The 19924-nt window shown below is 65.0% G+C and carries 19 protein-coding genes and 3 pseudogenes; 11 read left to right on the forward strand and 11 right to left on the reverse strand.

Features of this window, described 5'->3' with window-relative positions; genetic code table 11:
- The 7 genes and pseudogenes from BOO71_RS29335 to BOO71_RS16255 all read left to right on the forward strand — a co-directional run.
- Positions 1–335 (forward strand): annotated as a pseudogene (locus tag BOO71_RS29335) (hypothetical protein); the annotation flags it as partial.
- Between the two features lie 288 nt (positions 336–623).
- Positions 624–2336: a M3 family oligoendopeptidase gene (locus tag BOO71_RS16230; protein ID WP_075834067.1), complete on the forward strand. Its 1713-nt coding sequence runs from the start codon at positions 624–626 to the stop codon at positions 2334–2336.
- 82 nt (positions 2337–2418) lie between these two features.
- Positions 2419–4680, forward strand: coding sequence for a vWA domain-containing protein (locus BOO71_RS16235; protein ID WP_083653514.1), 2262 nt, complete (start codon positions 2419–2421; stop codon positions 4678–4680).
- 112 nt (positions 4681–4792) lie between these two features.
- Positions 4793–5275, forward strand: coding sequence for a hypothetical protein (locus BOO71_RS16240; RefSeq protein ID WP_075834071.1), 483 nt, complete (start codon positions 4793–4795; stop codon positions 5273–5275).
- A gap of 239 nt (positions 5276–5514) precedes the next feature.
- Positions 5515–6843, forward strand: a complete 1329-nt coding sequence (locus BOO71_RS16245; RefSeq protein WP_075834073.1) for a LysM peptidoglycan-binding domain-containing protein — start codon at positions 5515–5517, stop codon at positions 6841–6843.
- A 200-nt stretch (positions 6844–7043) separates the two neighbouring features.
- A complete protein-coding gene (gene rbfA / locus BOO71_RS16250) occupies positions 7044–7331 on the forward strand; it encodes a 30S ribosome-binding factor RbfA (protein WP_075834075.1) in 288 nt (95 codons plus the stop codon).
- The gene (locus BOO71_RS16255) at positions 7328–7738 is read left to right on the forward strand and encodes an acyl-CoA thioesterase (RefSeq protein ID WP_083653516.1); all 411 of its coding nucleotides are present in this window, start codon (positions 7328–7330) and stop codon (positions 7736–7738) included. Before rbfA ends, BOO71_RS16255 begins: the two co-directional genes overlap by 4 nt.
- Before the next feature lie 19 nt (positions 7739–7757).
- On the opposite strand, the gene BOO71_RS16260 is transcribed toward BOO71_RS16255, so the two are convergent.
- Together BOO71_RS16260 and BOO71_RS16265 are read right to left on the reverse strand one after the other, a co-directional pair.
- Complete coding sequence (locus BOO71_RS16260; protein WP_075834077.1) at positions 7758–8513, reverse strand: PIG-L deacetylase family protein; 756 nt, start codon at positions 8511–8513, stop codon at positions 7758–7760.
- Between the two features lie 52 nt (positions 8514–8565).
- The gene (locus BOO71_RS16265) at positions 8566–9027 is read right to left on the reverse strand and encodes a DUF4870 domain-containing protein (protein ID WP_075834079.1); all 462 of its coding nucleotides are present in this window, start codon (positions 9025–9027) and stop codon (positions 8566–8568) included.
- Positions 9028–9066: 39 nt separating this feature from the next.
- Between BOO71_RS16265 and rnhA the strand changes: the two genes are divergently transcribed.
- Positions 9067–9621: a ribonuclease HI gene (rnhA, locus tag BOO71_RS16270; RefSeq protein WP_075834081.1), complete on the forward strand. Its 555-nt coding sequence runs from the start codon at positions 9067–9069 to the stop codon at positions 9619–9621.
- On the opposite strand, the gene BOO71_RS16275 is transcribed toward rnhA, so the two are convergent.
- The 9 genes from BOO71_RS16275 to sufC all read right to left on the reverse strand — a co-directional run bounded on the left by BOO71_RS16275 (position 9608) and on the right by sufC (position 16581).
- Positions 9608–10027 carry a GNAT family N-acetyltransferase gene (locus BOO71_RS16275; protein ID WP_075834083.1) on the reverse strand — a complete coding sequence of 140 codons (420 nt, stop codon included), beginning with the start codon at positions 10025–10027 and terminating at the stop codon, positions 9608–9610. The two genes, rnhA and BOO71_RS16275, sit on opposite strands and share 14 nt — an antisense overlap.
- A gap of 4 nt (positions 10028–10031) precedes the next feature.
- Positions 10032–10634, reverse strand: a complete 603-nt coding sequence (locus BOO71_RS16280; RefSeq protein ID WP_075834085.1) for a TMEM175 family protein — start codon at positions 10632–10634, stop codon at positions 10032–10034.
- A gap of 160 nt (positions 10635–10794) precedes the next feature.
- On the reverse strand, positions 10795–12147 hold the full coding sequence (gene sufD / locus BOO71_RS16285) for a Fe-S cluster assembly protein SufD (RefSeq protein WP_075834087.1): 1353 nt from the start codon (positions 12145–12147) through the stop codon (positions 10795–10797).
- Positions 12148–12175: 28 nt separating this feature from the next.
- Positions 12176–12535: a VOC family protein gene (locus BOO71_RS16290; protein WP_075834089.1), complete on the reverse strand. Its 360-nt coding sequence runs from the start codon at positions 12533–12535 to the stop codon at positions 12176–12178.
- Positions 12532–12942 carry a type II toxin-antitoxin system VapC family toxin gene (locus tag BOO71_RS16295; protein WP_075834091.1) on the reverse strand — a complete coding sequence of 137 codons (411 nt, stop codon included), beginning with the start codon at positions 12940–12942 and terminating at the stop codon, positions 12532–12534. The genes BOO71_RS16290 and BOO71_RS16295 overlap by 4 nt, the downstream gene beginning before the upstream one ends.
- Complete coding sequence (locus tag BOO71_RS16300; protein ID WP_075834093.1) at positions 12939–13157, reverse strand: hypothetical protein; 219 nt, start codon at positions 13155–13157, stop codon at positions 12939–12941. Before BOO71_RS16300 ends, BOO71_RS16295 begins: the two co-directional genes overlap by 4 nt.
- A gap of 504 nt (positions 13158–13661) precedes the next feature.
- Positions 13662–15068 carry a Fe-S cluster assembly protein SufB gene (gene sufB / locus BOO71_RS16305; RefSeq protein WP_075834095.1) on the reverse strand — a complete coding sequence of 469 codons (1407 nt, stop codon included), beginning with the start codon at positions 15066–15068 and terminating at the stop codon, positions 13662–13664.
- Positions 15069–15088: 20 nt separating this feature from the next.
- Positions 15089–15796 (reverse strand): hypothetical protein, encoded by a 708-nt coding sequence (locus tag BOO71_RS16310; protein ID WP_075834097.1) that lies wholly within the window; start codon positions 15794–15796, stop codon positions 15089–15091.
- A gap of 14 nt (positions 15797–15810) precedes the next feature.
- Positions 15811–16581: a Fe-S cluster assembly ATPase SufC gene (sufC, locus tag BOO71_RS16315; protein WP_075834099.1), complete on the reverse strand. Its 771-nt coding sequence runs from the start codon at positions 16579–16581 to the stop codon at positions 15811–15813.
- Between the two features lie 319 nt (positions 16582–16900).
- Between sufC and BOO71_RS16320 the strand changes: the two are divergent.
- The 3 genes and pseudogenes from BOO71_RS16320 to BOO71_RS27085 form a co-directional block, all read left to right on the forward strand.
- Positions 16901–17524, forward strand: a pseudogene (locus BOO71_RS16320) (MotA/TolQ/ExbB proton channel family protein); the annotation flags it as partial.
- A 317-nt stretch (positions 17525–17841) separates the two neighbouring features.
- Positions 17842–18261 carry an ExbD/TolR family protein gene (locus BOO71_RS16325; protein WP_075834101.1) on the forward strand — a complete coding sequence of 140 codons (420 nt, stop codon included), beginning with the start codon at positions 17842–17844 and terminating at the stop codon, positions 18259–18261.
- Between the two features lies 1 nt (position 18262).
- A pseudogene (locus BOO71_RS27085) lies at positions 18263–19924 on the forward strand (hypothetical protein); the annotation flags it as partial.

A 19924-nucleotide genomic window follows, 5' to 3' on the forward strand; every position in this document is an offset into this window, starting at 1 on the left:
CCCTGATCCGCCGGGAACACCACGTCACCCATAGGGATGGGGGAATCACCCAGGAGGTGCGATATGCCGTGAGCAGCGTGCTGCTCACGGCCCAGGAAGCTGAAGACATCTGGCGGCAGCACTGGGGCATTGAAAACCGGAGTCATCACCGACGCGATACGATCTTCCACGAAGATCGCTGTCGATTGCGTCAGGGCGCACAAGGACTAGCGGTGTTGCGCGGCATGTTGCTGAGTCTCCTTCACGCTCAAACAAGCCGCCTCACGTCATTTGTTAGGATTTTGCGCTATGACCCATTGGCTGCCTTGAGCCTTCTGCAAGTGACCCCCGGTTAAGATAAAAGCCTGTGCCTGAGCCTCTTCATGTTATCGAGGCTGTCTTACAAATTTCCAACTGCTCTCATCAGCCGCCATTTCTCCTCACCTGCATTTTAGCTGTGATCAACGTTGTTTTTCTCACTTCTGGCGCTTGAAAAGAACTCGTCAGTAGGGTGGAACATTCAAGTGAAAAAGTTCCAGGTGAAATCAGTTGCCAGAAAGAGAGCTGAGTCAGGTGAGGATCGGGAGAACTCGTCAGCTCCTTCCGCTCCTAGCCTCCATCTCGGCAGCGCTACACTCCCCGCCATGACCGCACAACTGGACCGGGTAGAGAACAAGTTGCAGGTTTCCGGGGACGCCGCCCTGTGGGAAACGTATCGCCCGCGCTACGAGGCGCTGCTGGACACTGAACTGAAAGCGGCAGACGTGCCCACTTGGCTGACCCGCTGGAGTGCGCTGGACGCCGAACTGGGCGAGGCGGCGGCCAAGCTGTCCACCCACGCGGACCTCCACACCGATGACGAGGCAGTCCAGGGGCGCTACCAGACCTTCGTGGCCGGGGTAATGCCCCCCGCCAGCCGCACCGGGCAGGCGCTGACCGAGAAGTTGCTGGCGGTGCCGGATTACGTGCCCGCGCCGGATTTTGCGCTGAATTACCGCCGCTTCCGCGACGCTGCCGCGCTGTTCCGCGAGGCCAACGTGGAACTGGAGGTAACGCACCAGCAGCAGCAGAACCGCCACTCGGTCATCACCGGCAACCAGAAGGTCACGCTGCACGGCGAGCAACTGACCATTCCCCAGGCCAAACAGCGCCTGGACAGTCCGGACCGCAAAGTGCGCGAGGACGCGTGGTGGGCGCTGACCGTCAGCGACATGGAGGTGGCCCCCGAACTGGACGCGGTGATGCTGGACCTGATCCACACCCGGCAGCAACTGGCCCGCAACGCCGACGAGACCAATTATCGCGACTTCCGCTGGAAGCAACTGGACCGCGTGGACTACACCCCTGCCGACTGCCGCGCCTTCCACGACGCCGTGCGGGAGGAAGTGGTGCCGCTGGCGACGGAGCTGCTGGGCGACATCGCGCGCGAGCTGGGGCTGGAAAGCATTCGCCCCTGGGATTTTAACCGCAGCAACCTGCTGGACCCCTCGGGGCGGGAAGCGCTGAAGCCGTTTACCACAGGCGCGGAGTTGCAGACGCTGGCGCAGACGGCCTTCGCAGGGGTGGACGCCGATCTGGCCGCCCGCTTCGGGCAGATGCGGGAGGGCGGCCTGCTGGACCTGGAATCGCGCCCCGGCAAGATGACGCACGCCTACTGCCAGTACTTCCCGGTGAATAACGAACCCTTCGTGCTGATGAACGTGGTGGGCACCGCGCACGACCTCCAGGTGCTGTTCCATGAAGTGGGCCACGCTTTCCACGGCTTTTACAGCGGCGACGCGCAGCCGCTGGTCTGGAACCGCTGGAGTCCCATCGAATTCGTGGAAATTCCCAGCATGGCGATGGAATTCCTGACGCTGGACCACCTGGGCCATGTGTTCGACGCCGAGGAACTGGCCCGCTACCGCCGCAGCCAGCTTCAGGGCGTGGTCGTCTTTTTGCCGTGGGCCGCGCAGATGGACGCTTTTCAGCACTGGCTGTACGCCGAAGCGCCTGAGAATGTGGGCATTGCCGAACTGGACGCCAAGTGGCTGGAATTGGACAGGGCTTTCCATCCATTCGTCGATTGGGACGGCATCGACGAGGGTGTGAGGGCCAAGGGATGGCAGTACTACCATATTTTTCAGGCACCCTTTTATTACATCGAGTACGCCATGTGCTATCTGGCCGCAGTCGGCATCTGGCGGGAAGCGCGTGAAGATGCGGCGGGGGCGCTGACGCGCTACAAAGCCGCCCTGCGCCTGGGCAACGCGGCGGGCGTGCCGGAGCTGTACCGCGCGGCGGGCGTGGAATTCCGTTTTGACCGCGAGTACATCAAAGGGCTGATGGGCTTTCTGAAAGAACAACTCACGTCCTGAACACGCTTTTACGGCGTTCTGGCCGTTCTGGCACACTTCGGCGCAGCTCCCCACCGCCCGTCTCGGGGCACAATAGGGTCAGATGCAGCCCGTCACCCCTCTCCTTCTCGCACTGAGTCTCAGCGTGACCGTCTCCGGTACGGCGGCTGGGGCGACTCCGAATCCGCCGCCGTCCACCTTGCCCGCTGCCTGCGCCCTGACAGATGGCCCGCTGCCCACGCGCACGCGGGCGGTGTTCGTGCTGGACACCAGCGGCAGCATGCGCGGTATCGGGGACGGGCGGGCCGACATCTTCGGGCGGGTGCGGGCCGAGCTGAACCGCTACGTGCGGCAGGCGCGGCCTGACCGGGTAGAACTGCTGACCTTCGACGCCGGGCTGCGAACGCGCCAGGGCTTTGACCGGCCCGCCGGAACGCCGCAGTGGAACACCGCCCTGAGACGGTTAAAGGCCGACGGCAGCAACACCTACCTGTACCGCAGCTTGCGCGCCGCCCTGGAGCCGCTGACCGATGGCGGGCAAACAGACGGCGGGCAATACGTGACCACCGTGTTCGTGCTGACCGACGGCATCGACAACGACAGCCTGCGGCCCTTCACGGCGGCGCAGGCGCTGGCGGCCTTTGCCGAACGCGGCCCCCTTGACCGGCTGCACTATCTGGCGCTGGGCACCCGCATTCCCGCCGACGCCCGCCGCGCCCTGCTGGCCAGCGATTACGCCGATGGCCGGGCCATACCGCTGGGACAGGTGCCCCGGCTGGGCGGCCCCGGCCTGGGCATCGGGCTGCGGCGCGTGACCAGTCTGACCTCCGTGCGGCTGCCCCTCGCAGACGGCACACGGGTCCGGCTCTCGGCCCCCGGCAACTTGGGCCTCACGCTGAACCCGGACGTGGTCAGGAGCGGAAAGGTGAGGCTGGCGGCGGCGGGAAACGTTCCCTACGGGGCGGCGGCGCTGCTGTGCGCGGACGCCCAGACACTGCCGGGCAGCGTGGCCGCCAAACCCCAGCAGGTGCTGTTGCGCCTGAACACCACGTCGCCCCTGACCCTGCTGAACCCCGGCGCAGACCGGGAACTGGCGCAGGGTGAGGAGACGGTCCTGCGCTACCGGGCCACCTCGGGCGTGCGGCCAGGCGACCTGACGGTAGGCGACCTGCCCCCCGGCCTGAGTGCCGTGGTCTCACGCGCCCCCGACTCGCGGGAATTTGCGGTCCGGCTCGTCAACTCGGCCCTGACGCCGGGTCAGACCGTCGCGCCGCTGCTGATCCTGCCAGGAGGCGCGGAGGTGACCCTGCCCGCCGTGCTGGGCCGTGCAGGAGGCCGCGCGCCGTATGCTGCCGCGCCCGCCTCCAGATCCCCAGGCGCACAGGCGGTCAACACTCCCTCTTCCCAGGCCGCACTGGCTTCCCAGGCCACACAGGACCAGGAGGAACGGGTGGGAAGCTGGGCCGCCCTGATCGGCGGGCTGGAGTGGGTGCGGGCGCTGGTGCTGCTGGCGCTGGCAGGCGGCGCTGCATTCTGGCTGCTGGCCCGCCGCAGACGTGGCGGGGGCGTCTGGCGGCCCTTAAGTGGAGCTGCACTGGGTGGAGCGGCGCAGGGCAAATCCACTCTGAGTAAATCTGCCAGGGGTAAATCCGCCAGAGGTAGAGCTGCCCTGCGCGGGTCTGCGGCGGTAGCCAGCGCCCGCCTGCGCCCGGTGCTGAGACCGCAGGCCGCGCCACAGAACGAGCCGCCTGCGGTAGAGGGCATCGAGTACAGCGGGGGCCGCGTCCTGTCGCTGGTGGCGGCAGGGGGCGAGGTCACGCCCGTGCCGATTCCGCTGGGCGGCCCCTTCGATCTGGGCCAACTGGCCAGCGTTCCGCACCTGAGTGGCCTGCGCGCCGAGCAGCACCGGGACGGCCTGCAAATTCTGCGGGTGCCCACCGATCTGGACGTCAGTCAGGGCGCGCGGCTGATTGAGGCCGGGGACGTGGTGAGGCCCGGTACGCTGCTGGGTGTCGCGGTAGGCCGCACAGGCCGCGCGCCGCAGCACCCGCTGGGCACCCTGGCCGGGCTGGGCCAGCCCCTGACCTTGCACCACGAGGCCATCCGCCAGGGCGCGGCCAGCGTGCGCGCCGCCGGACCTTACGGCCAGCACACCGTCAAGCTGCCGCCGGGGCCAAGCGACCTGGGCACCGCCTTCGGTGCGCCTGCCCTTGAGGGCCTGATGGTCACCCTCAGCGGCCCCAACGTCCTGCTGGTGGAAGTGCCAGTCGGCCTGCGCCTGCGCCGCAGCGGCGAAACGGCCCCGCTGCAACCCGGCAGCTATCTGCCCGACCTGACCCTGGTGGACCTGCCGGACGGCCAGTAAAGCGGAAGCAGTCATGCGCCGCCCAGGGTGGGTTTGGACGGACCTGATCTACACAGGGCTGGTCTCCCCCTTGCAGTCCCCTGCCCCGCCGCCGCGCTACGCTAAGGCCCATATGGATCTGCTCCGCGCCATTCACGGCTACCAGTTCGGCTCTCCGCTGGCCTTTCTCTTTCCCACCCCCTACGCCCTGGCCACGCTGATTCTGCTGGTCTGGAGCATCGCCCCGGCAGTCAAGGGAATGGTCAGCACCTCGTTTACGGTGTGGCTGCGAATCGTCTGGGTGCTGACCCTGATTCCGGTGGCGACTGGCGTGATCCTGGCCCTGGGCGGCGCGAAGGTGCCCAGCGCGGTCAACATCGGGGGCGGCCTGACCAAATACGGCCTGCCCTATGACCCCAGCCGTGACCTGGAACACTGGATGTACTCGGCCTTTGCGCTGCTCAGCCTGTACGTCATCGAGGTGCTGGTGCGCGGGCGCATGATCGAACACCGCACCGGCCTCAAATTCCTGCCGGTGGCCACCCTGTTCCTGTACGGCGTGGCCTACATGATCGGGAGGGTGGCGGTCCTGCCGGGCAGCACGCCGGGCACCTGAAAGCGGGAACTTAAGATATTGGGGGGGCTGTGTAGACGGCAGACCGGGAGCTAAATCAGCGCCAGCCAACCCTTCCCAGAAACCGCACGGGACCATCTGCAACGCCTTCCTGGCGATTTGCAGGTGGCCCAGTTGCGCTTCAGCAGCGGGCCGAAGCGGCCTCCCGCCGCGCAAGACCTTCCCCTCTGGTCAGCTCTGCTCATCCGCCCGCACTGCGGGTGTGTTCATCTGGAAGGTCTATGCGCTCTCGTTATCTTTTCTTAATCTTTTTGCTGCTGATCGGCCCGGCGCATGCGGCTTCCAGCAAAGTCACTGTGCGTTCCGGCGACACCCTGTACAAGATCGCCACGCGCGCGGGCCTCAGCGTGGCGCAGCTCAAGGCGGCCAACAGCTTAAAAAGCGACACCATCCGCGTGGGGCAGGTGCTGAAGCTGAGCAGGGTGGCGGCGGCCATTCCCGCCGCGCCTGCCCGCGCGCCAGCCGCCGCCTCCACTGCCGTGACCTACACCGTCCAGCGCGGCGACTTTCTGAGCAAGATCGCGGGCAGATACGGCGTCAGCGTCGGCGCGCTTCAGGCCGCCAACAAGCTCAGCGGCACGCTGATCACGCCGGGCCAGCGCCTCAAGATTCCGGCGCGCAGCGCGGCCCCGGCCCCCCGGCCCACCACCGAGGTCCGCACGCTCTTCACCTACATCTACATGAAACGCACGGAAACGCCCGCAATCATCGCGCGGCGCTACCGCATCAGCGTGGACAAACTGCGCCGCATCAACAATCTGGGCAGCGCCCGCTACATCGTGCCGGGGATCAAGCTGCTGGTGCCGTCGCACGTCCCGGTGCCGATTCCGCCCAGACCGCAGGGCCGCGCGGCGAGCTACAAGCAGCTCAGGCCTCTGAATATCCCGGTGCAGGTGGTCAACGTGGACCTGCGCTGGCGCGACGTGCTGGTGGCCCCGGTGCTGCCCGGCGGCGGCCTGAACTTCGGCTCGGGCGCGCGGGTGGGGCAACTGGCCCGCAGCAGCGGCGCGCAGGCGATCATCAACGGCTCTTACTTTCACCCGCACAGCTTTGCCCCCGCCGGGGACATCGTGATGCAGGGGCGCATGCTGACCTGGGGCCGCATTCCGCAGGCGCTGGCGATCACGCCCGACAACCGCGCGGCCATCCGCCCCAGCACCACCGGGCTGCTGCAAATTCCGCTGAGCAGCGCGTGGCAGGGCATGGAAACCGTGATCGCCACCGGGCCGCGCATCCTGGCCGGGGGCCGGGTGCAGTACCGGTACAGCACCGCCTTCCGCGATCCGGCCCTGTTTGGCCGCGCGGCCCGCAGCGCCATCGGCCTGATCAGCAACCGCGATCTGGTGATGGTCAGCACCCGGTCCCGCCTGACCACCACCGAGATGGCCAAGGTGATGTCTCGCCTGGGCATTCAGGACGCCCTGCTGCTGGACGGCGGCAGTTCCACCGGACTGGCCTGGAACGGCAAACCCGTGCTGGACAGCGTCCGAAAGGTCAGCTACGGCATCGGCGTATTCACCGGCTACACCGGGCGGCGGTACATTCGCTGAGGTGGCAAGCTGAATATTTCAAAATCCACGCGCGGAAACGGCTTTCCAGACCTGATCGGCGGGAAGCGGAGGCCACCTAAACTGGAGAACACGCGCGTCTCCAAAGGTTTCTTCAGCCACACCTTGCCGTCATCCGGCCTGCTTCTGCCCTACCATAGCGGGATGACCCTTGTGAATTTCCCCCTCTCCCGGTTGCGGGCATGAAGCCCGAACAGGTGCAGTCCCAGATCACGCGCGTGCTGAGCGAGGCGATTTCCGGCCTGCGTGACCCGCGCGTGCCGCTGATCGTGACCGTCGAGCGCGTGACCCTGACCCCCGATTTCAGTCTGGCGCGCGTGTATGTCAGTTCGCTGGGGGCCGACATGCCTGACCTGCTGGAAGCGCTGGACCACGCGCGCGGCCACCTGCAACGGCAGGTCGCGCAGCAGGTCCGCATGCGCCGCACGCCCACGCTGGAATTCCGCTCTGCGGCGGACAATCTGCTGTGACGGACAGGCTGACGGGCATCAGTGTTCAGACTGCCATCCGCGTGCGCTACGCCGAGACCGACATGATGGGCGTCGTCCACCACGCCACCTATCCGGTGTGGTTCGAGGTGGGCCGCAGTGACCTGATGCGCGAAATGGGGTTGCCCTACACCGAGATCGAGGCGCGCGGCTACTACCTGATGCTCTCGGGCCTGAACGTGGAATACCGCCGCGCCGCCCGCTACGACGACGAGCTGGTGGTCACCACCCACATCTCGGCCCTCCGCAGCCGCACCGTGACCTTCGTATACGAGGTCCGGCGCGGCGAGGAACTGCTATCAACGGGAGAATCGCGACACATCGCCACCGACAAGCAGTACCGCCCGGCGCGGATGCCGGACGACGTGATCGCGGCGCTGGGCGGCTAAATCGGGTGGCTAAGCCACTTCAGTCCAGAAAGTCCCGCGCCTTCAGGTGGCTGGCACGCAGATTGAAGCGTTCGGCGTACTTGACCCCGGCCAGACGCCCCGCGCCCGCACGCCCCTCGCGGAACAGGTCGTCGGTCCACTGCCACTTGTAGAAATCGCGGTAGTACGAGGCAATGGCGGCGGCGGTTTCCAGCGTGTCCGAGGTGTCCACGAAGACTTCGGGATAGGGGCTGGCCGGGGCAAAGTACTGGTAGAAGCGAATCGGATCGCGCCACGCTTCCAGGCGGCGCACGTCGTCGCCACTTTCTACCGCGTCGTCGCCACTCAGATCGGGGGCCGGGGGCATAGGCTGGCCGCCGCCCACTTCGTTGACGATCTTGGGAATGCGGGCCAGCGTGATCGCGTCAAAGGCGATCTTGGCGGTCATGCGGTGATCGGGGTGCGGGTGATCGTCGCTCCAGGTAATCACGGCGTTGGGGCGGAAGGTGGCGTACAGCTTGGCGAGTTGCAACGCCTCGTCGCGGTGTCCGGTCATGCGGCTGTCGCCCATATCAAAGAAGTGGTACTGCGCGCCGATCTTGTCGGCCACCCACGCCCCATGCTCGCGCCGAATGCGGGTGACTTCCTCGTGCGAGGTGTCTCCGAACTGGCTGGCGAGTTCTCCCAGCGTGGTCCAGACCAGCATGATCTCGTCCCCGCGCGCCGCGTGTTTCGCCAGGGTTCCAGCGCAACCGATCTCGTCATCCGGGTGGGCAAATACAGCCATGATTCGCATGGGGCACAGGATAGACCTATCACGCACATTCAGGTCCCGGAAGCTGGGACGATCAGCGCACGAAGCGGATGCTCAGGGGGTAGTGGTACGGCTGCCCGGCACTGACCCGCACCACCGCCACGATCATGAAGATGAAGGGAATGATGCTCAGCAGCAACAGCAACGGCACGAAGAACACGAAGAAGGCGGCGAAAGTGCCCAGAAAGGCGAAGGCCCCGAAATCCTGCGCTCCTGCCGCCGTGCCCAGTGCCCCGCCCAGGATGCCCAGACTGAACAGGACAAAGGCGAGAATACCGATGAGAACGCCATACAGCCACATGCTCAGTTGAAAGTTCAGCGCCTCCTTGCCCTGCTGATCCAGCGCCGGGCTGCGGTCCCGCAGGGCCAGCCATGCCACCAGCGGCCCCAGCACATTGCCCAGTGTGGGCAGCAGGAAGCCCGCCAGCGGCGACAGATGCGTCAGGACCGCCGGGGTGCGGTCAGCTTCGGGAATGGCGAGTGCGGTGCGGGTCATACTTGACAGTACGCGGCCCCCCTGCCTACAGTTCCGTGGATGACGCGCCCCCGAACTTCTTATCCAAACACTGCCGCCCGCAAAGCGCAGGACAAGGCGCGCGATCTGCTGCCCCTGAAAGCCGGAATCCAGCCCGCTGTGCCGGTTGCCGGAAACGCGGTGGACCTGTTCAGCGACGGCGCGTGCGACACGATGGCCGGACATGGCGGCTGGGCCTGCATCCTCCGTACCGGAGAGCATGAGCTGGTGCTGTCCGGCAACGAGGAAGGCACCACCAACAACCGCATGGAGTTGCGCGGCCTGCTGGAAGGTCTGCTGAGCCTCAAACGGCCCTGCCAGATCCGGGTTATTACCGACAGCCAGTATCTGCGCAAGGCCTTCACCGACGGCTGGATTCTGAACTGGCAGCGCAATGGCTGGAAGACGGCCAGCAAGGAACCGGTCAAGAATCAGGACCTGTGGGAAGCGCTGGTCGAGCAGGCAAAGACCCATGCGCTGACCTTCATCTGGGTCAAGGGCCACGCTGGACACGGCGAGAACGAGCGCGTGGACGAACTGGCCGTGCAGGAACGCAAGAAACTCAGGGCGCAGTAGGGGAACAGATGAGGGTACAGAGGTATCGGCGGCGTTCGCCTCTGGCCGGAGCTTGTGCAATCTCAAACCCGCTGCGACGGTAGAACTCCACCGATTCGTCATCCGTTTCTGCCGTCAGTTGCGACAGATTCAGATGCGCGGCGGTGGCATGGAGAAGCCCGCGCCCGTAGCCTCTGCCGCCTGCATCCGGGCGCGTGCCGATGTGCAGGACTTCCGCCTTTTGCCCATCGGAGCGCAGGCCCGCCGCGCTGACGATTTGACCGCCGACTTCCCAGACGAAAAGCTGCCGACTATCTTCCGTCCGGTACGCCTCCAAAGTGCGTTCTATGCGGGCCGGATCAGGGAACATGGCCCGGCCCAGCAGGGCAGCGATTTCAGGGGTCAGGGCGGAGGCGGGGCGCAGCATGGCCTTATTCTCCACTGCCCCCAGCCTCGGCCAGCACGCGCTCAATGCGGGGGTCTGGAACCACCCAGCTCAGGCCCACGCCCAGCAGCAGAATTCCTGCTGCATACGCCGCCGTCTGCCCCAGCAACGGCAGCAGTATGGCAACGATGTACAGCGCTGTGGACACCTTTTCCTTGGTGCCGCCCTGAACTGCCCGCGCCAGCAGGGTATTGCTCGTATCGGCGCGAATCAACGCCCGTTGCAGCAGGGTAAAGGCCACGCCGCACATCACCAGATCGAAGGCGTACACACTGATCGGGGTGGGCGCGAAGTGACTCTCACCCACCCAGGCCGTGAGCCACGGCAGCAGGGAGAGCCAGAACAGCAGATGAAGGTTGCCCCACAGGGCCGCGCCACTCACCCGTTTGACCGCCTGAAACATATGGTGATGGTTGTTCCAGTACAGGCCCACGTACAGAAAACTGACCACGTAGGCCAGCAGCTTGGGCCAGTCATTAAACAGGTCCGCCAGCTCATGCCCTTCCGGCACGACCAGTTCCAGCACCATGATGGTAATGATGATGGCGAGAACGCCGTCTGAGAATGCTTCTGTTCGGCCTTTATTCATAGGTTCCGCTTCTCCCCAATAGTGCCAAACGGTGGCTGACGGACTGACCGCCAGTCACTTCCTTATGGAGAATAGATCACATTACCTGCGGCGGCAAGGCTAGAAAAAAGCCAGCCCCGCTTGTGGGCTGACTCTGGACAGATTCAAACTCCGGGGTGGGTTAGGCTGCGCCCACCTTCTCCGCAATAATCCCTTCGATGTACTCCACGACGCTCTTGAGAGGCACACGCGTCAGCACGTCTTCCAGGAAGGCCGTGACCAGCATCTTCTCGGCCAGCTCCTGACGGATACCGCGCGAGCGCAGGAAGAACAGTTGCTGCTCGTCCACTGGCCCGGTGGTGCTGCCGTGGCTGCAACGCACGTCATTGGCGTTGATTTCCAGTTGCGGCACGCTGAAGTTGCGGGCCTCGCTGGACAGCATCAGGGTGCGGTGCTTCTGGTAGGCGTCGGTCTTCTGTGCGCCCAGGTCCACCTTGATCATGCCGGAAAACACGCCCACGGCCTGATCGTCGCCCACGCCCTTGTACAGCAGATCGCTGTAGCAGTTGGCGGCGGCGTGGTGCTGCAAGGTGTAGTGATCGAAGTGCTGGTCCTCGTTGGCAAAGTACAGTGCCAGCATCTCGGAGTGCCCTCCCTGACCGAGCAGGTGGCTCTGCATCTCAGTGCGGCTGAGGGTGCCGCCCATCGTGACCACCAGGCTGTTCAGGGTGGAATCTTTACCCACCTGCCCGCGCTGGCGCTGGATGTGCGTCACACCTTTGCCCCAGTTCTGGATGGACACGTAACGCAGTTGCGCGCCGTCCTTGACCACCAGTTCCACCGCGCCGATGGCGTAGGTACCGGGCAGTTCCTCGGAATCCTGCTCGTCGATGAACGTCACCTTGGCGTTTTCCTCGGTTACCACCAGGGTACGGGTGGCGGTGAAGGTTCCGGCCTCGCTCATCACGCGGAAGCTGCCCAGCGGAAGGTCTACTTCCACGCCGCGCGGCACGTACACGAACGCGCCATTGGTCCACAGGGCGGCGGCCAGCGCGGAGAACTTGCCCTCGCTGGGATCGGGGGATTTGCTGGGGGTGGTACCGGGGGCAGCAATCGTGGTGTCGTCCGGCACTTCCGCCGGGACCACGCTATAGAGGTACTGCTGCACCTTGTCGGCGTGCTGTTCCACGGCGGTCTTAAGATCGGTGAAGATCACGCCCTTGGCGGTCAGTTCGGCGGGCAGTTCGGTGCGGTAGACCACATCCGGGCCGTCCAGCACCAGGAATGCGCCCACGTCCGTGCCCTTCAGGCGCTTCTGCACGCTTTCGGGCAGCTTGGAAATGTCGGAGACGACTTCGCGCTTGGGGTGGGGATTGAGCTTGGAAAAGTCCACGTTGACCTGGGTGTACTTCCAAGCTTCGACGCCGCTGTGAGGGACTTCCAGGGTATCGAAGAGGTCAAAGCTGGCCTTGCGCTTGGCGGTCAGCCACTCGGGGCCGGTGTGGGTGGAAAGGTGTTCGCTGAGTTGGGTCATTGTTCCTCCTGAAGGTCAAGGGCAGGGCTTAGCGAAAAAAAGATTCGACTTCCAGCACGAAGCCGCCCGGTGTATTGAAGTAAAAGGTCAGCCGCCCGTGGTTCTCGCTCGGGGGCGTGATGGTGTAGCCGCCGTCCGTCAGTTGCTGGTAAATGGCGCGCACCTGTTCCGGCGTGTCCTGCAAGAAGCCGATGTGGAAGACCTTGGGGTACGCCACGTCCTTGGCCTTAAACACCGAGATGAGCGAGTCGTTGTCGTCACGCAGGAAGGCCATGCGCTCGTCCATCGGCATCCCGTCGCCCGCTGGACGCAGGCCGAAGTAGGTCTGGAACAGTTCCACGGTGGCAGGCACGTCGGTCACGCCCAGGTTGATGTGGTTGAGTTTCAAGGTTGCTCCTGTCGCCAGTCCGAGAGGGAGAGACCGGGGACGCGCCGAAAATGACTGGTGTTGCGGGTGACGAGGGTGGCCCCGTGGCGCAGGGTGGTGGCGGCGATCAGCAGGTCAGCGTCGTCTATCAACGCGCCCGCCGTCCTGAGTTGGTGGTGGAGCAGGGCAGCAATGTCGGCGGCTTCGCGGTCAAAGTCCAGAATGGACAGATGGGTCACGAGGCTGTCCAGAACTCCCAGGCGACGGGCGTATTCCGGCTTCAGGAGACTGCGCCGCGCTTCATAAAGAACAACGGCAGGCACCGTCAGCACTTCTCCAGCAGCCACGGCAGTGCGGTAATATTGATCTACCACCGTCTCCTTTTTCTGGAGTGCGGTCAGAATATTGGTGTCCAGCGCCAGGGTCATTCAGGCGACTCCAGCTCTGTGGTACGCCAGGGACGGCGCTTCGTTCCCTCGTTCCACGCCGCCTGTTCCTCTGGTGTCCAGCCTTCCTGAAAAGCACTCAGGGCCGCAAGATGACGCTCGATGCGAGCCTTCTGCTCAATCAACTGGGCCACTTCCTCAAAAGAGGCGTCGCTCAGCGCATCAATTTTTATCTTGATTTCTTCCCGACTTGTCATTCTGCCTCCTTACGAGCCGCCTTGCTGGAGCTGCCATGCCCGCTTAACCCCTCAGTCGGCTTTGCCGCCAGCTCCCCTCAAAGGGAGCCGAGAAAAGCGGCGGGCGAGGCAATTCCACACCTCTTGCCTCCCTTCTAAGGGGAGGTGGCCCGAAGGGCCGGAGGGGTTGCCCCAGCCAAAGCTCCAGTAACAGGGATCACCAGTCCAGATTCAGGCTGCGGCAGCGAGAGCAAATTACGTACTCGTCAGAGGTTTTATATTCTGGCAAAGGGGTTCGGCATTTGACGCATTTGCCTTGACTTTCACCAAAATGAGTAACGAAGCGCTTCGCATCCGCAAGATCAAATCCAGCCCACTCCCGTAGATGTTGCATCCGGGAGACCGGGCCTAGAAGCTTCCTCAGCGCGGCCCCAGCAGAGGCACGCTCATCCACGGTCAAGACTGGAATCATTACGTGCCCTTTGCATTTTGGGCAATCAACCTTGGAAGCCTCCATGCCTCAAATCAGCCGACCGAGCCTTCCATTTCCAGCTCAATCAGCCGGTTCAGCTCCACCGCGTATTCCAGCGGCAGTTCCTTGGCAATCGGCTCGATAAAGCCGCGCACGATCAGGCCCGCCGCCGCGTCCTTGCTCAGGCCCCGGCTTTGCAGGTACATGATCTGATCGTCGTTGATCTTGGACACGGTGGCTTCGTGGCCCACACGGGCAGTCTTTTCCTCGATCTCAATGTAGGGGTAGGTGTCGGTGCGGGCTTCCTCGTCCAGCAGCAGAGCGTCGCATTCCACGTTGGTCTTGGCGTACTTGGCACCCTCGTAGATCTTGACCAATCCACGGTAGCTGCTGCGGCCCGAATCCTTGGAAATGGACTTGGAGACAATCGAGCCGCTGGTGTAGGGCGCAAAGTGAACGATCTTGCCGCCCGCGTCCTGGTGCTGCCCGCGCCCGGCCATCGCGATGGACAGGATTTCGCCGCGTGCGCCGTCTTCCAACAGGTAGCAGGCGGGGTACTTCATGGTGACCTTGCTGCCCAGGTTGCCGTCCACCCACTCCATCACGCCGTTGCCGTACACGGCGGCGCGTTGGGTCACGAGGTTGTAGACGTTGTGGCTCCAGTTCTGGATGGTGCTGTAGCGGAAGCGTGCGCCTTCCTTGACCACGATCTCGATCACGCCGGAGTGGAAGGAGTCGGAGCTGTACGACGGCGCGGTGCAGCCCTCGATGTAGTGGGCCTGCGCGCCTTCATCAATGATGATCAGGGTGCGCTCGAACTGGCCGCTGCTCTCGGCGTTGATGCGGAAGTACGTCTGGAGTGGGATGTCCACCTTGACGCCCTTGGGCACGTACACGAAGGAGCCGCCGCTCCAGACCGCGCTGTTGATGGCCGCGAACTTGTTGTCCTCGGGCGGGATGATGGTGGCGAAGTGTTCGCGGAACAGGTCCGGGTACTCCTTGAGGCCGTCCTCGATGCTCAGGAAGACGACGCCCAGCTTTTCCCACTCTTCTTTGAGGTTGTGGTACACCATTTCCGACTCGTACTGCGCGCCCACCCCGGCCAGCGCGGCGCGTTCGGCTTCGGGGATGCCCAGACGCTCGAAGGTGTTCTTCACGTCTTCCGGCACATCGTCCCAGGAACGGGTGTTGAAGCCTTCGGGCTTGATGTAGTAGTAAATCTCGTCCAGATTCAGGCCGGACAGGTCCGCGCCCCATTCAGGCATCGGCTTGCTGAGGAAGATGTCAAGCGCCTTGAGGCGGAAATCCAGCATCCACTGCGGCTCGTCCTTGGCCTTGGAGATCATCTCGACGACGTCGCGGCGCAGGCCCTTGGGGGCCTTGATGGCGTAGCTTTCGGGGTTGCTCCAGCCGTACTCGTAGCTGGCGTTGATGTCATTGACTTCGGGATTGATGGTCATGTTGACTCCTTGAAGATGGACTACTTGAGTTTTTTAAGCACTGATTCAAAGTGGTTGAAAACATCGGCAGCCGCAGTGGGCGAGGACTCGTCGTAATCAATACTAATAACTTTGTCTAATGGCACAGTCGTTAGAACTGCTTTTGGAACTTTTCCAGAGTCCCGCACTTCAGCAAGCCAGTTCCAGCCTCTCTGCAAGCTCACATCCACTGTCATTTCTGAGTAGACCGACTTATCGGACTCGGTGGTACTGCATTTAACCTTGCCCATGATTTTCAATGCTTTATCACTGTACATCATGGTCAGATGCATCAGATCGTCTTTTGAGCCTTGACCCGTCGTATTCAACAGAGCAGACGGGCCGAATTCAATAAATCCGTCTTTTGTCCTGGCACGGAGAATGGAAGCAAAGCGGCCATATCTCAGATCGATCTGAGCGGCAGAAAATGTCAATTTGCCACTCACTGGTTTGCAACCGAGGGTAAAATACTCCTCAGCCGGAAGGAAGTCATACTCGTAGTTTGGGACGGGATCCCCAAGCGAGACAGTGAACTTGCCGTCTGGCCCCACGGTGTTGAAAGACAGGCCGACGTGCGGAACGTCAGTGATGACTTGCACTGGACCACGGTTCCAACCCTTGAGCTGAAGGGTGACGCTGGGTGCTGCCGAGGCGAAGGCCGCGAGGTTCAGGACGGAAAGCACAAGGAAAACCTTGTTCCGCTTCAACACTCGCGTCCCTCTACTCACGCAGTCGCCAGTTCCTTGACCCAGTCGTAGCCCTGGCTGTCCAGCTTCTTCGCCAGTTCGGGGCCGCCGCTCTGCACGACTTTGCCGTCCACGATAATGTGGACCTTGTCGGGCACGATGTAATCCAGCAGGCGCTGGTAGTGGGTGATGATCAGGCCGCCCAGACCTGGGCCACGCATGGAGTTCACGCCGTTGGCGACGACTTTCAGGGCGTCCACGTCCAGGCCAGAATCGGTTTCATCCATGATGATGTAGGTGGGTTCCAGCATCAGCATTTGCAGAATCTCGTTGCGCTTCTTCTCGCCGCCGGAAAAGCCCGCGTTCAGGTAGCGCTCGACGATGCTCTCGTCCCAGTCCAGGGTCTTGAGGGACGTTTGCAGCTTGCCGTAGAACTCGGTAAAGCTGACCTCTTCGCCTTCTTCCTTGCGGGCCTGCATGGCCAGGCGCAGAAAGTTGGCGATGGTGACGCCGGGAATCTCGACGGGGTACTGGAAGGCCAGGAACAGACCCATGCGGGCGCGCTCGTCGGGTTCCATCTCCAGGATGCTCACGCCGTCCACCAGAATGTCGCCGTCGGTGACGGTGTATTCAGGATCGCCCACCATGACCTTAGCAAGGGTGCTTTTGCCGTTGCCGTTCGGCCCCATGACGGCGTGCAGCTCGCCGCGCGGGATGATCAGGTCAATCCCCTTGAGGATTGGCAGGTCGCCCACGGAGGCGTGCAGGTTGCGGATCTCGATCTGGTGCGGCTGTTCGGTCTGGGTCATACTTGGCTCCTTGTCAGAACGTTCTCTTGGCTGGCGGACCCGTATCCAGAAAAGCTGGTGGTCCGCTTCTTGAGAATGATTCCTACTTACCCCCCTATTTTAGCCGCTTGAGCGATTAAAGTCGAGTGCATTGGTGTGGATTGATGGACGGTGAGGACGGGCAGCGGGCAGGGATGTCCATCTCAGCGAGACTGCCCGCCGCTTCCGGGCGAAAAGTGCCTCCGGGGAGTGCCCGACTGGGCTGACTCCCCTGAGCGGGTGAGACAATCCTCCCCTGTTTTCATGCTTGTCACGCGCCCGCGTGCTACCCGTGTAGACAATGAATGTCCTTGATCTCATCCGCGCCGCTGGCCCACTGCTCTGGGTTCTGATCGCCCTGTCCCTGTATGTCGTGTACCTGAGCGTAGCGAGGGCACAGGCGCTGTCCCGGCTGGGGCGCAATGCCGACGCGTTAATCGAGCGGGCGCGGGCCATCACGGCGGAAAGTGGCCCGGCGGCGGCGCTGGCCGAGGTGGACCGGGCCGGACAGTCCTCGCCTGCCATCAACGTGCTACGGGCCGGTCTTGGGCGCGCGGACCGGGGGGTAGACGCCGCCGGGGCCGCCATGCAGTCTGCCCTGCTGGCCGAGGATACCCGGCTGTACGCGGGCCTGAGTGCGCTGGGCACCGCCGCGCAGATCGCCCCGCTGCTGGGGCTGCTGGGCACGGTGATCGGCATGGTGCGCTCGTTCCTGGTGTTCAGCTCCACCGCCGCGCCCACGCCCGCACAACTGGCCACCGGCATCAGCGAGGCGCTGGTGAACACGGCGGGCGGCCTGATCGTGGCGATCATCGCCTACGTGGCCCGCAACGCCCTGAAGGCCCGCGCAGACCGTATCGCTGTGGCCGCCGAACGGGTGCGCGAGGACCTGCCCGGCTGGCTGGCCCGTCCCGAGGGTCGCCCGCGCCCCGAGCGCCAGATGACCCGAGAACAGAATTACGCAGAGCAGAATTATGCGGAGCAGGACTACCGGGATCAGAACTACAGGGAGCAGGGCCAGAGAGATCAGGGCCAGCGGGGCCAGGAACGCGCCGCACAGCCGCAGGGGCAATCACAGGGGCAGCCGCAGAATGCGCCAGTTCCGGTGCTGGCCTTCAACTTCGACGAGGCCCGTGAAAACGCAGGAACCATCAGCAGCGGGCCGAACAACACCGGCATCTTCCGCACCACGACGCCCCCGAAAGCCGCCCCGGCCACGCGCGACGGCGAGGGCAGAAACCGATGACCCGTGCCCCTACCCGCCGCCGGATGCGCGACAGCGGCGACGGCGTGACCTTCGACTTCGCGCCGATGGTGGACGTGGTGCTGCTGCTGCTGATCTTCTTCTTCCTGACCAGCAGCCTGGGCGCACGCCAGAACGCTTTGCCACTGGACCTGCCACGCGCCAGCACCACCGTGCAGGAGACGCCCGCGCTGCCCATCGTGAGCGTGGACCGCGCCGGGAAACTGTTTCTGAACGGGCAGGCCACCACCCTGACCAAACTGGGCAAACAGCTCAAGCCGCTGCTGAGTACCTCGGGCGGCGTGGTGGGCCTGCGCGCAGACGAACGCGGCAGTTACGGCACGGTGGTGCGCGTGATGGACGTGATCAAGAAGGCAGGCGGCGAACGTCTGGCGCTGGGAACGAGGCCCAGCCAGTGAGATGACCACCTTCCCGCCCACGCCCGGCCCGCAGCAGGCCCCCGAGGGACGCGAACGCTTCCGCGCGCTGGCCGCCACCATCGGGCTGCATGTGGTGGTGTTCTCCGGCCTGCTGCTGCTGCGCCCCGGCACGCCCGACGCGCTGCCAGGGCCGCCTGACCCGCTGCGGACCCCCCTGGAAGTCGTGACGCTGGCCCCCGCGCCGGAGCCTTTGCCCGTACAGGCCACCGCGCCGCTGACGCCGAAGCCCGCTCTCCCAAAACCAGTACCGCCCCGGCCCGTCACCGCCCGGCCCGCCACGCCGCCGAAGCCGACGCCCACTCCAGCCAGACCAGCCCCCAGGCCGGCAGCAGCGCCCACGCCGAAGCCCGAGGTCAAGGCGACGCCGACACCCGCACCGAAACCTGTACCTGCGCCCACTCCGACGCCCGCTGCTCAGCCCAGTCCGCAGCCCTCGCCGCCCGCCGCACAGGTCAAAGCGCCCTCACCTGCGCCGACGCCCAGGCCCGCCGAAGCGCCCGCCGCGACGCCCAGACCTGCACAGCCGGCAGCGGCTCCAGTGGCCCAGACTCCAACACGCACGCCCGCTCCGACCCAGCCCACACCTGCCGAACGCACACCCGTGACCCAGCCGACGCCCGCCACACCCGCCCCGGCACGCACGGCGGCCACCGCGCCCGTAGCAACCTCGCCGCAGCCCGCGCCCGAGATCGCCCCGGAACGGGTCACGACGCCACAGGTGGGCAGCGTGGAACCACAGCCACGCGCGGCAGCCCCGGAGACACCCGCCGAACCTGTGCGGGCCGCCCCTGCCGCGCCCGCCCCGCAACCGGAAGCCGTGACTGCCCTGCCCCGCCGCGAGGACACTGCCCCGGCTGCGCCCGCTGCCACCACTCCCGCCGCCAGTGCCCCTGCCAGTGAGCAGGCCAGCACGCCAGAAAGCGTGGCCCCGGCGCGTCCAGACGCCCAGACTCCAACCACATCCACCCCCACAGAGGCCGCGCCAGCCCCCAGCCGCAGCGCCAGCAACGAGCCGGTGGCGGCCATTCCGGCCCGCCCACAGGCCAGCAGTCCTGCCCAAGCCACTGCGCCCACGGCCCCCGTGACCGCCCGTGAAACACCCATTCCGGTGGCCCCCAGCACCGAGGCGGGACGGGCGGGCAGCGCGGCGAATACTTCAGGTGCCGATTCATCTGCCCCGGTGGCCGCGCGGCCCAGCCGGACACCCATTCCAGCGGCTCCTGCCACGCAGACCGAGGCGGGGCGCACGGCCCCGAATGCACAGGGCAGCGCTCCCGTTGCCGCCACGCCTGCCCGTACCCCGGCTGCGACAGCCCCCGCGCCCGCCGCACAGGCCAGCGGCAGTGGCGCGGCAGGCAGCACTGCGGCCAATAACCCGGCCAGTAATCCGGCCAGTGCCCGCCCCGCCGAGGGCAGCGGCACAGGAACCACTACCACATCCGGCAGCCCCGCCGACGCTCCCTCACGGGGAACGGCAGGCAGCGGAGGCAGCCCCGACACCGGAACCCCTGCCAGCGGACGCGGCGCGGGCACAGGCCAGCCCGGCTCCGGTCAGGCAGGCAGCGCCCAGGGCGGCACAGGCACGGCCCCAGCGGCCTCCCGCGCGGGGGCGGCAGGTGGAGGTGCCGGCGCTCCCGCAGGC

Source organism: Deinococcus marmoris, from assembly GCF_001949125.1.
GTDB classification, from domain to species: Bacteria; Deinococcota; Deinococci; order Deinococcales; family Deinococcaceae; genus Deinococcus; species Deinococcus marmoris_A.

What these genes read in the sequence shown, in the direction of transcription:
- sufB (WP_075834095.1), bottom strand. Translation starts at nt 15,068, where the DNA reads ATGACCATCAATCCCGAAGTCAATGACATCAACGCCAGCTACGAGTAC.
- BOO71_RS16265 (WP_075834079.1), bottom strand. Translation starts at nt 9,027, where the DNA reads ATGACCCGCACCGCACTCGCCATTCCCGAAGCTGACCGCACCCCGGCG.
- BOO71_RS16230 (WP_075834067.1), top strand. Translation starts at nt 624, where the DNA reads ATGACCGCACAACTGGACCGGGTAGAGAACAAGTTGCAGGTTTCCGGG.
- BOO71_RS16260 (WP_075834077.1), bottom strand. Translation starts at nt 8,513, where the DNA reads ATGCGAATCATGGCTGTATTTGCCCACCCGGATGACGAGATCGGTTGC.
- BOO71_RS16295 (WP_075834091.1), bottom strand. Translation starts at nt 12,942, where the DNA reads ATGACCCTGGCGCTGGACACCAATATTCTGACCGCACTCCAGAAAAAG.
- sufC (WP_075834099.1), bottom strand. Translation starts at nt 16,581, where the DNA reads ATGACCCAGACCGAACAGCCGCACCAGATCGAGATCCGCAACCTGCAC.
- sufD (WP_075834087.1), bottom strand. Translation starts at nt 12,147, where the DNA reads ATGACCCAACTCAGCGAACACCTTTCCACCCACACCGGCCCCGAGTGG.
- BOO71_RS16235 (WP_083653514.1), top strand. Translation starts at nt 2,419, where the DNA reads ATGCAGCCCGTCACCCCTCTCCTTCTCGCACTGAGTCTCAGCGTGACC.
- BOO71_RS16300 (WP_075834093.1), bottom strand. Translation starts at nt 13,157, where the DNA reads ATGACAAGTCGGGAAGAAATCAAGATAAAAATTGATGCGCTGAGCGAC.
- BOO71_RS16280 (WP_075834085.1), bottom strand. Translation starts at nt 10,634, where the DNA reads ATGAATAAAGGCCGAACAGAAGCATTCTCAGACGGCGTTCTCGCCATC.
- rnhA (WP_075834081.1), top strand. Translation starts at nt 9,067, where the DNA reads ATGACGCGCCCCCGAACTTCTTATCCAAACACTGCCGCCCGCAAAGCG.
- rbfA (WP_075834075.1), top strand. Translation starts at nt 7,044, where the DNA reads ATGAAGCCCGAACAGGTGCAGTCCCAGATCACGCGCGTGCTGAGCGAG.
- BOO71_RS16245 (WP_075834073.1), top strand. Translation starts at nt 5,515, where the DNA reads ATGCGCTCTCGTTATCTTTTCTTAATCTTTTTGCTGCTGATCGGCCCG.
- BOO71_RS16325 (WP_075834101.1), top strand. Translation starts at nt 17,842, where the DNA reads ATGACCCGTGCCCCTACCCGCCGCCGGATGCGCGACAGCGGCGACGGC.
- BOO71_RS16275 (WP_075834083.1), bottom strand. Translation starts at nt 10,027, where the DNA reads ATGCTGCGCCCCGCCTCCGCCCTGACCCCTGAAATCGCTGCCCTGCTG.
- BOO71_RS16240 (WP_075834071.1), top strand. Translation starts at nt 4,793, where the DNA reads ATGGATCTGCTCCGCGCCATTCACGGCTACCAGTTCGGCTCTCCGCTG.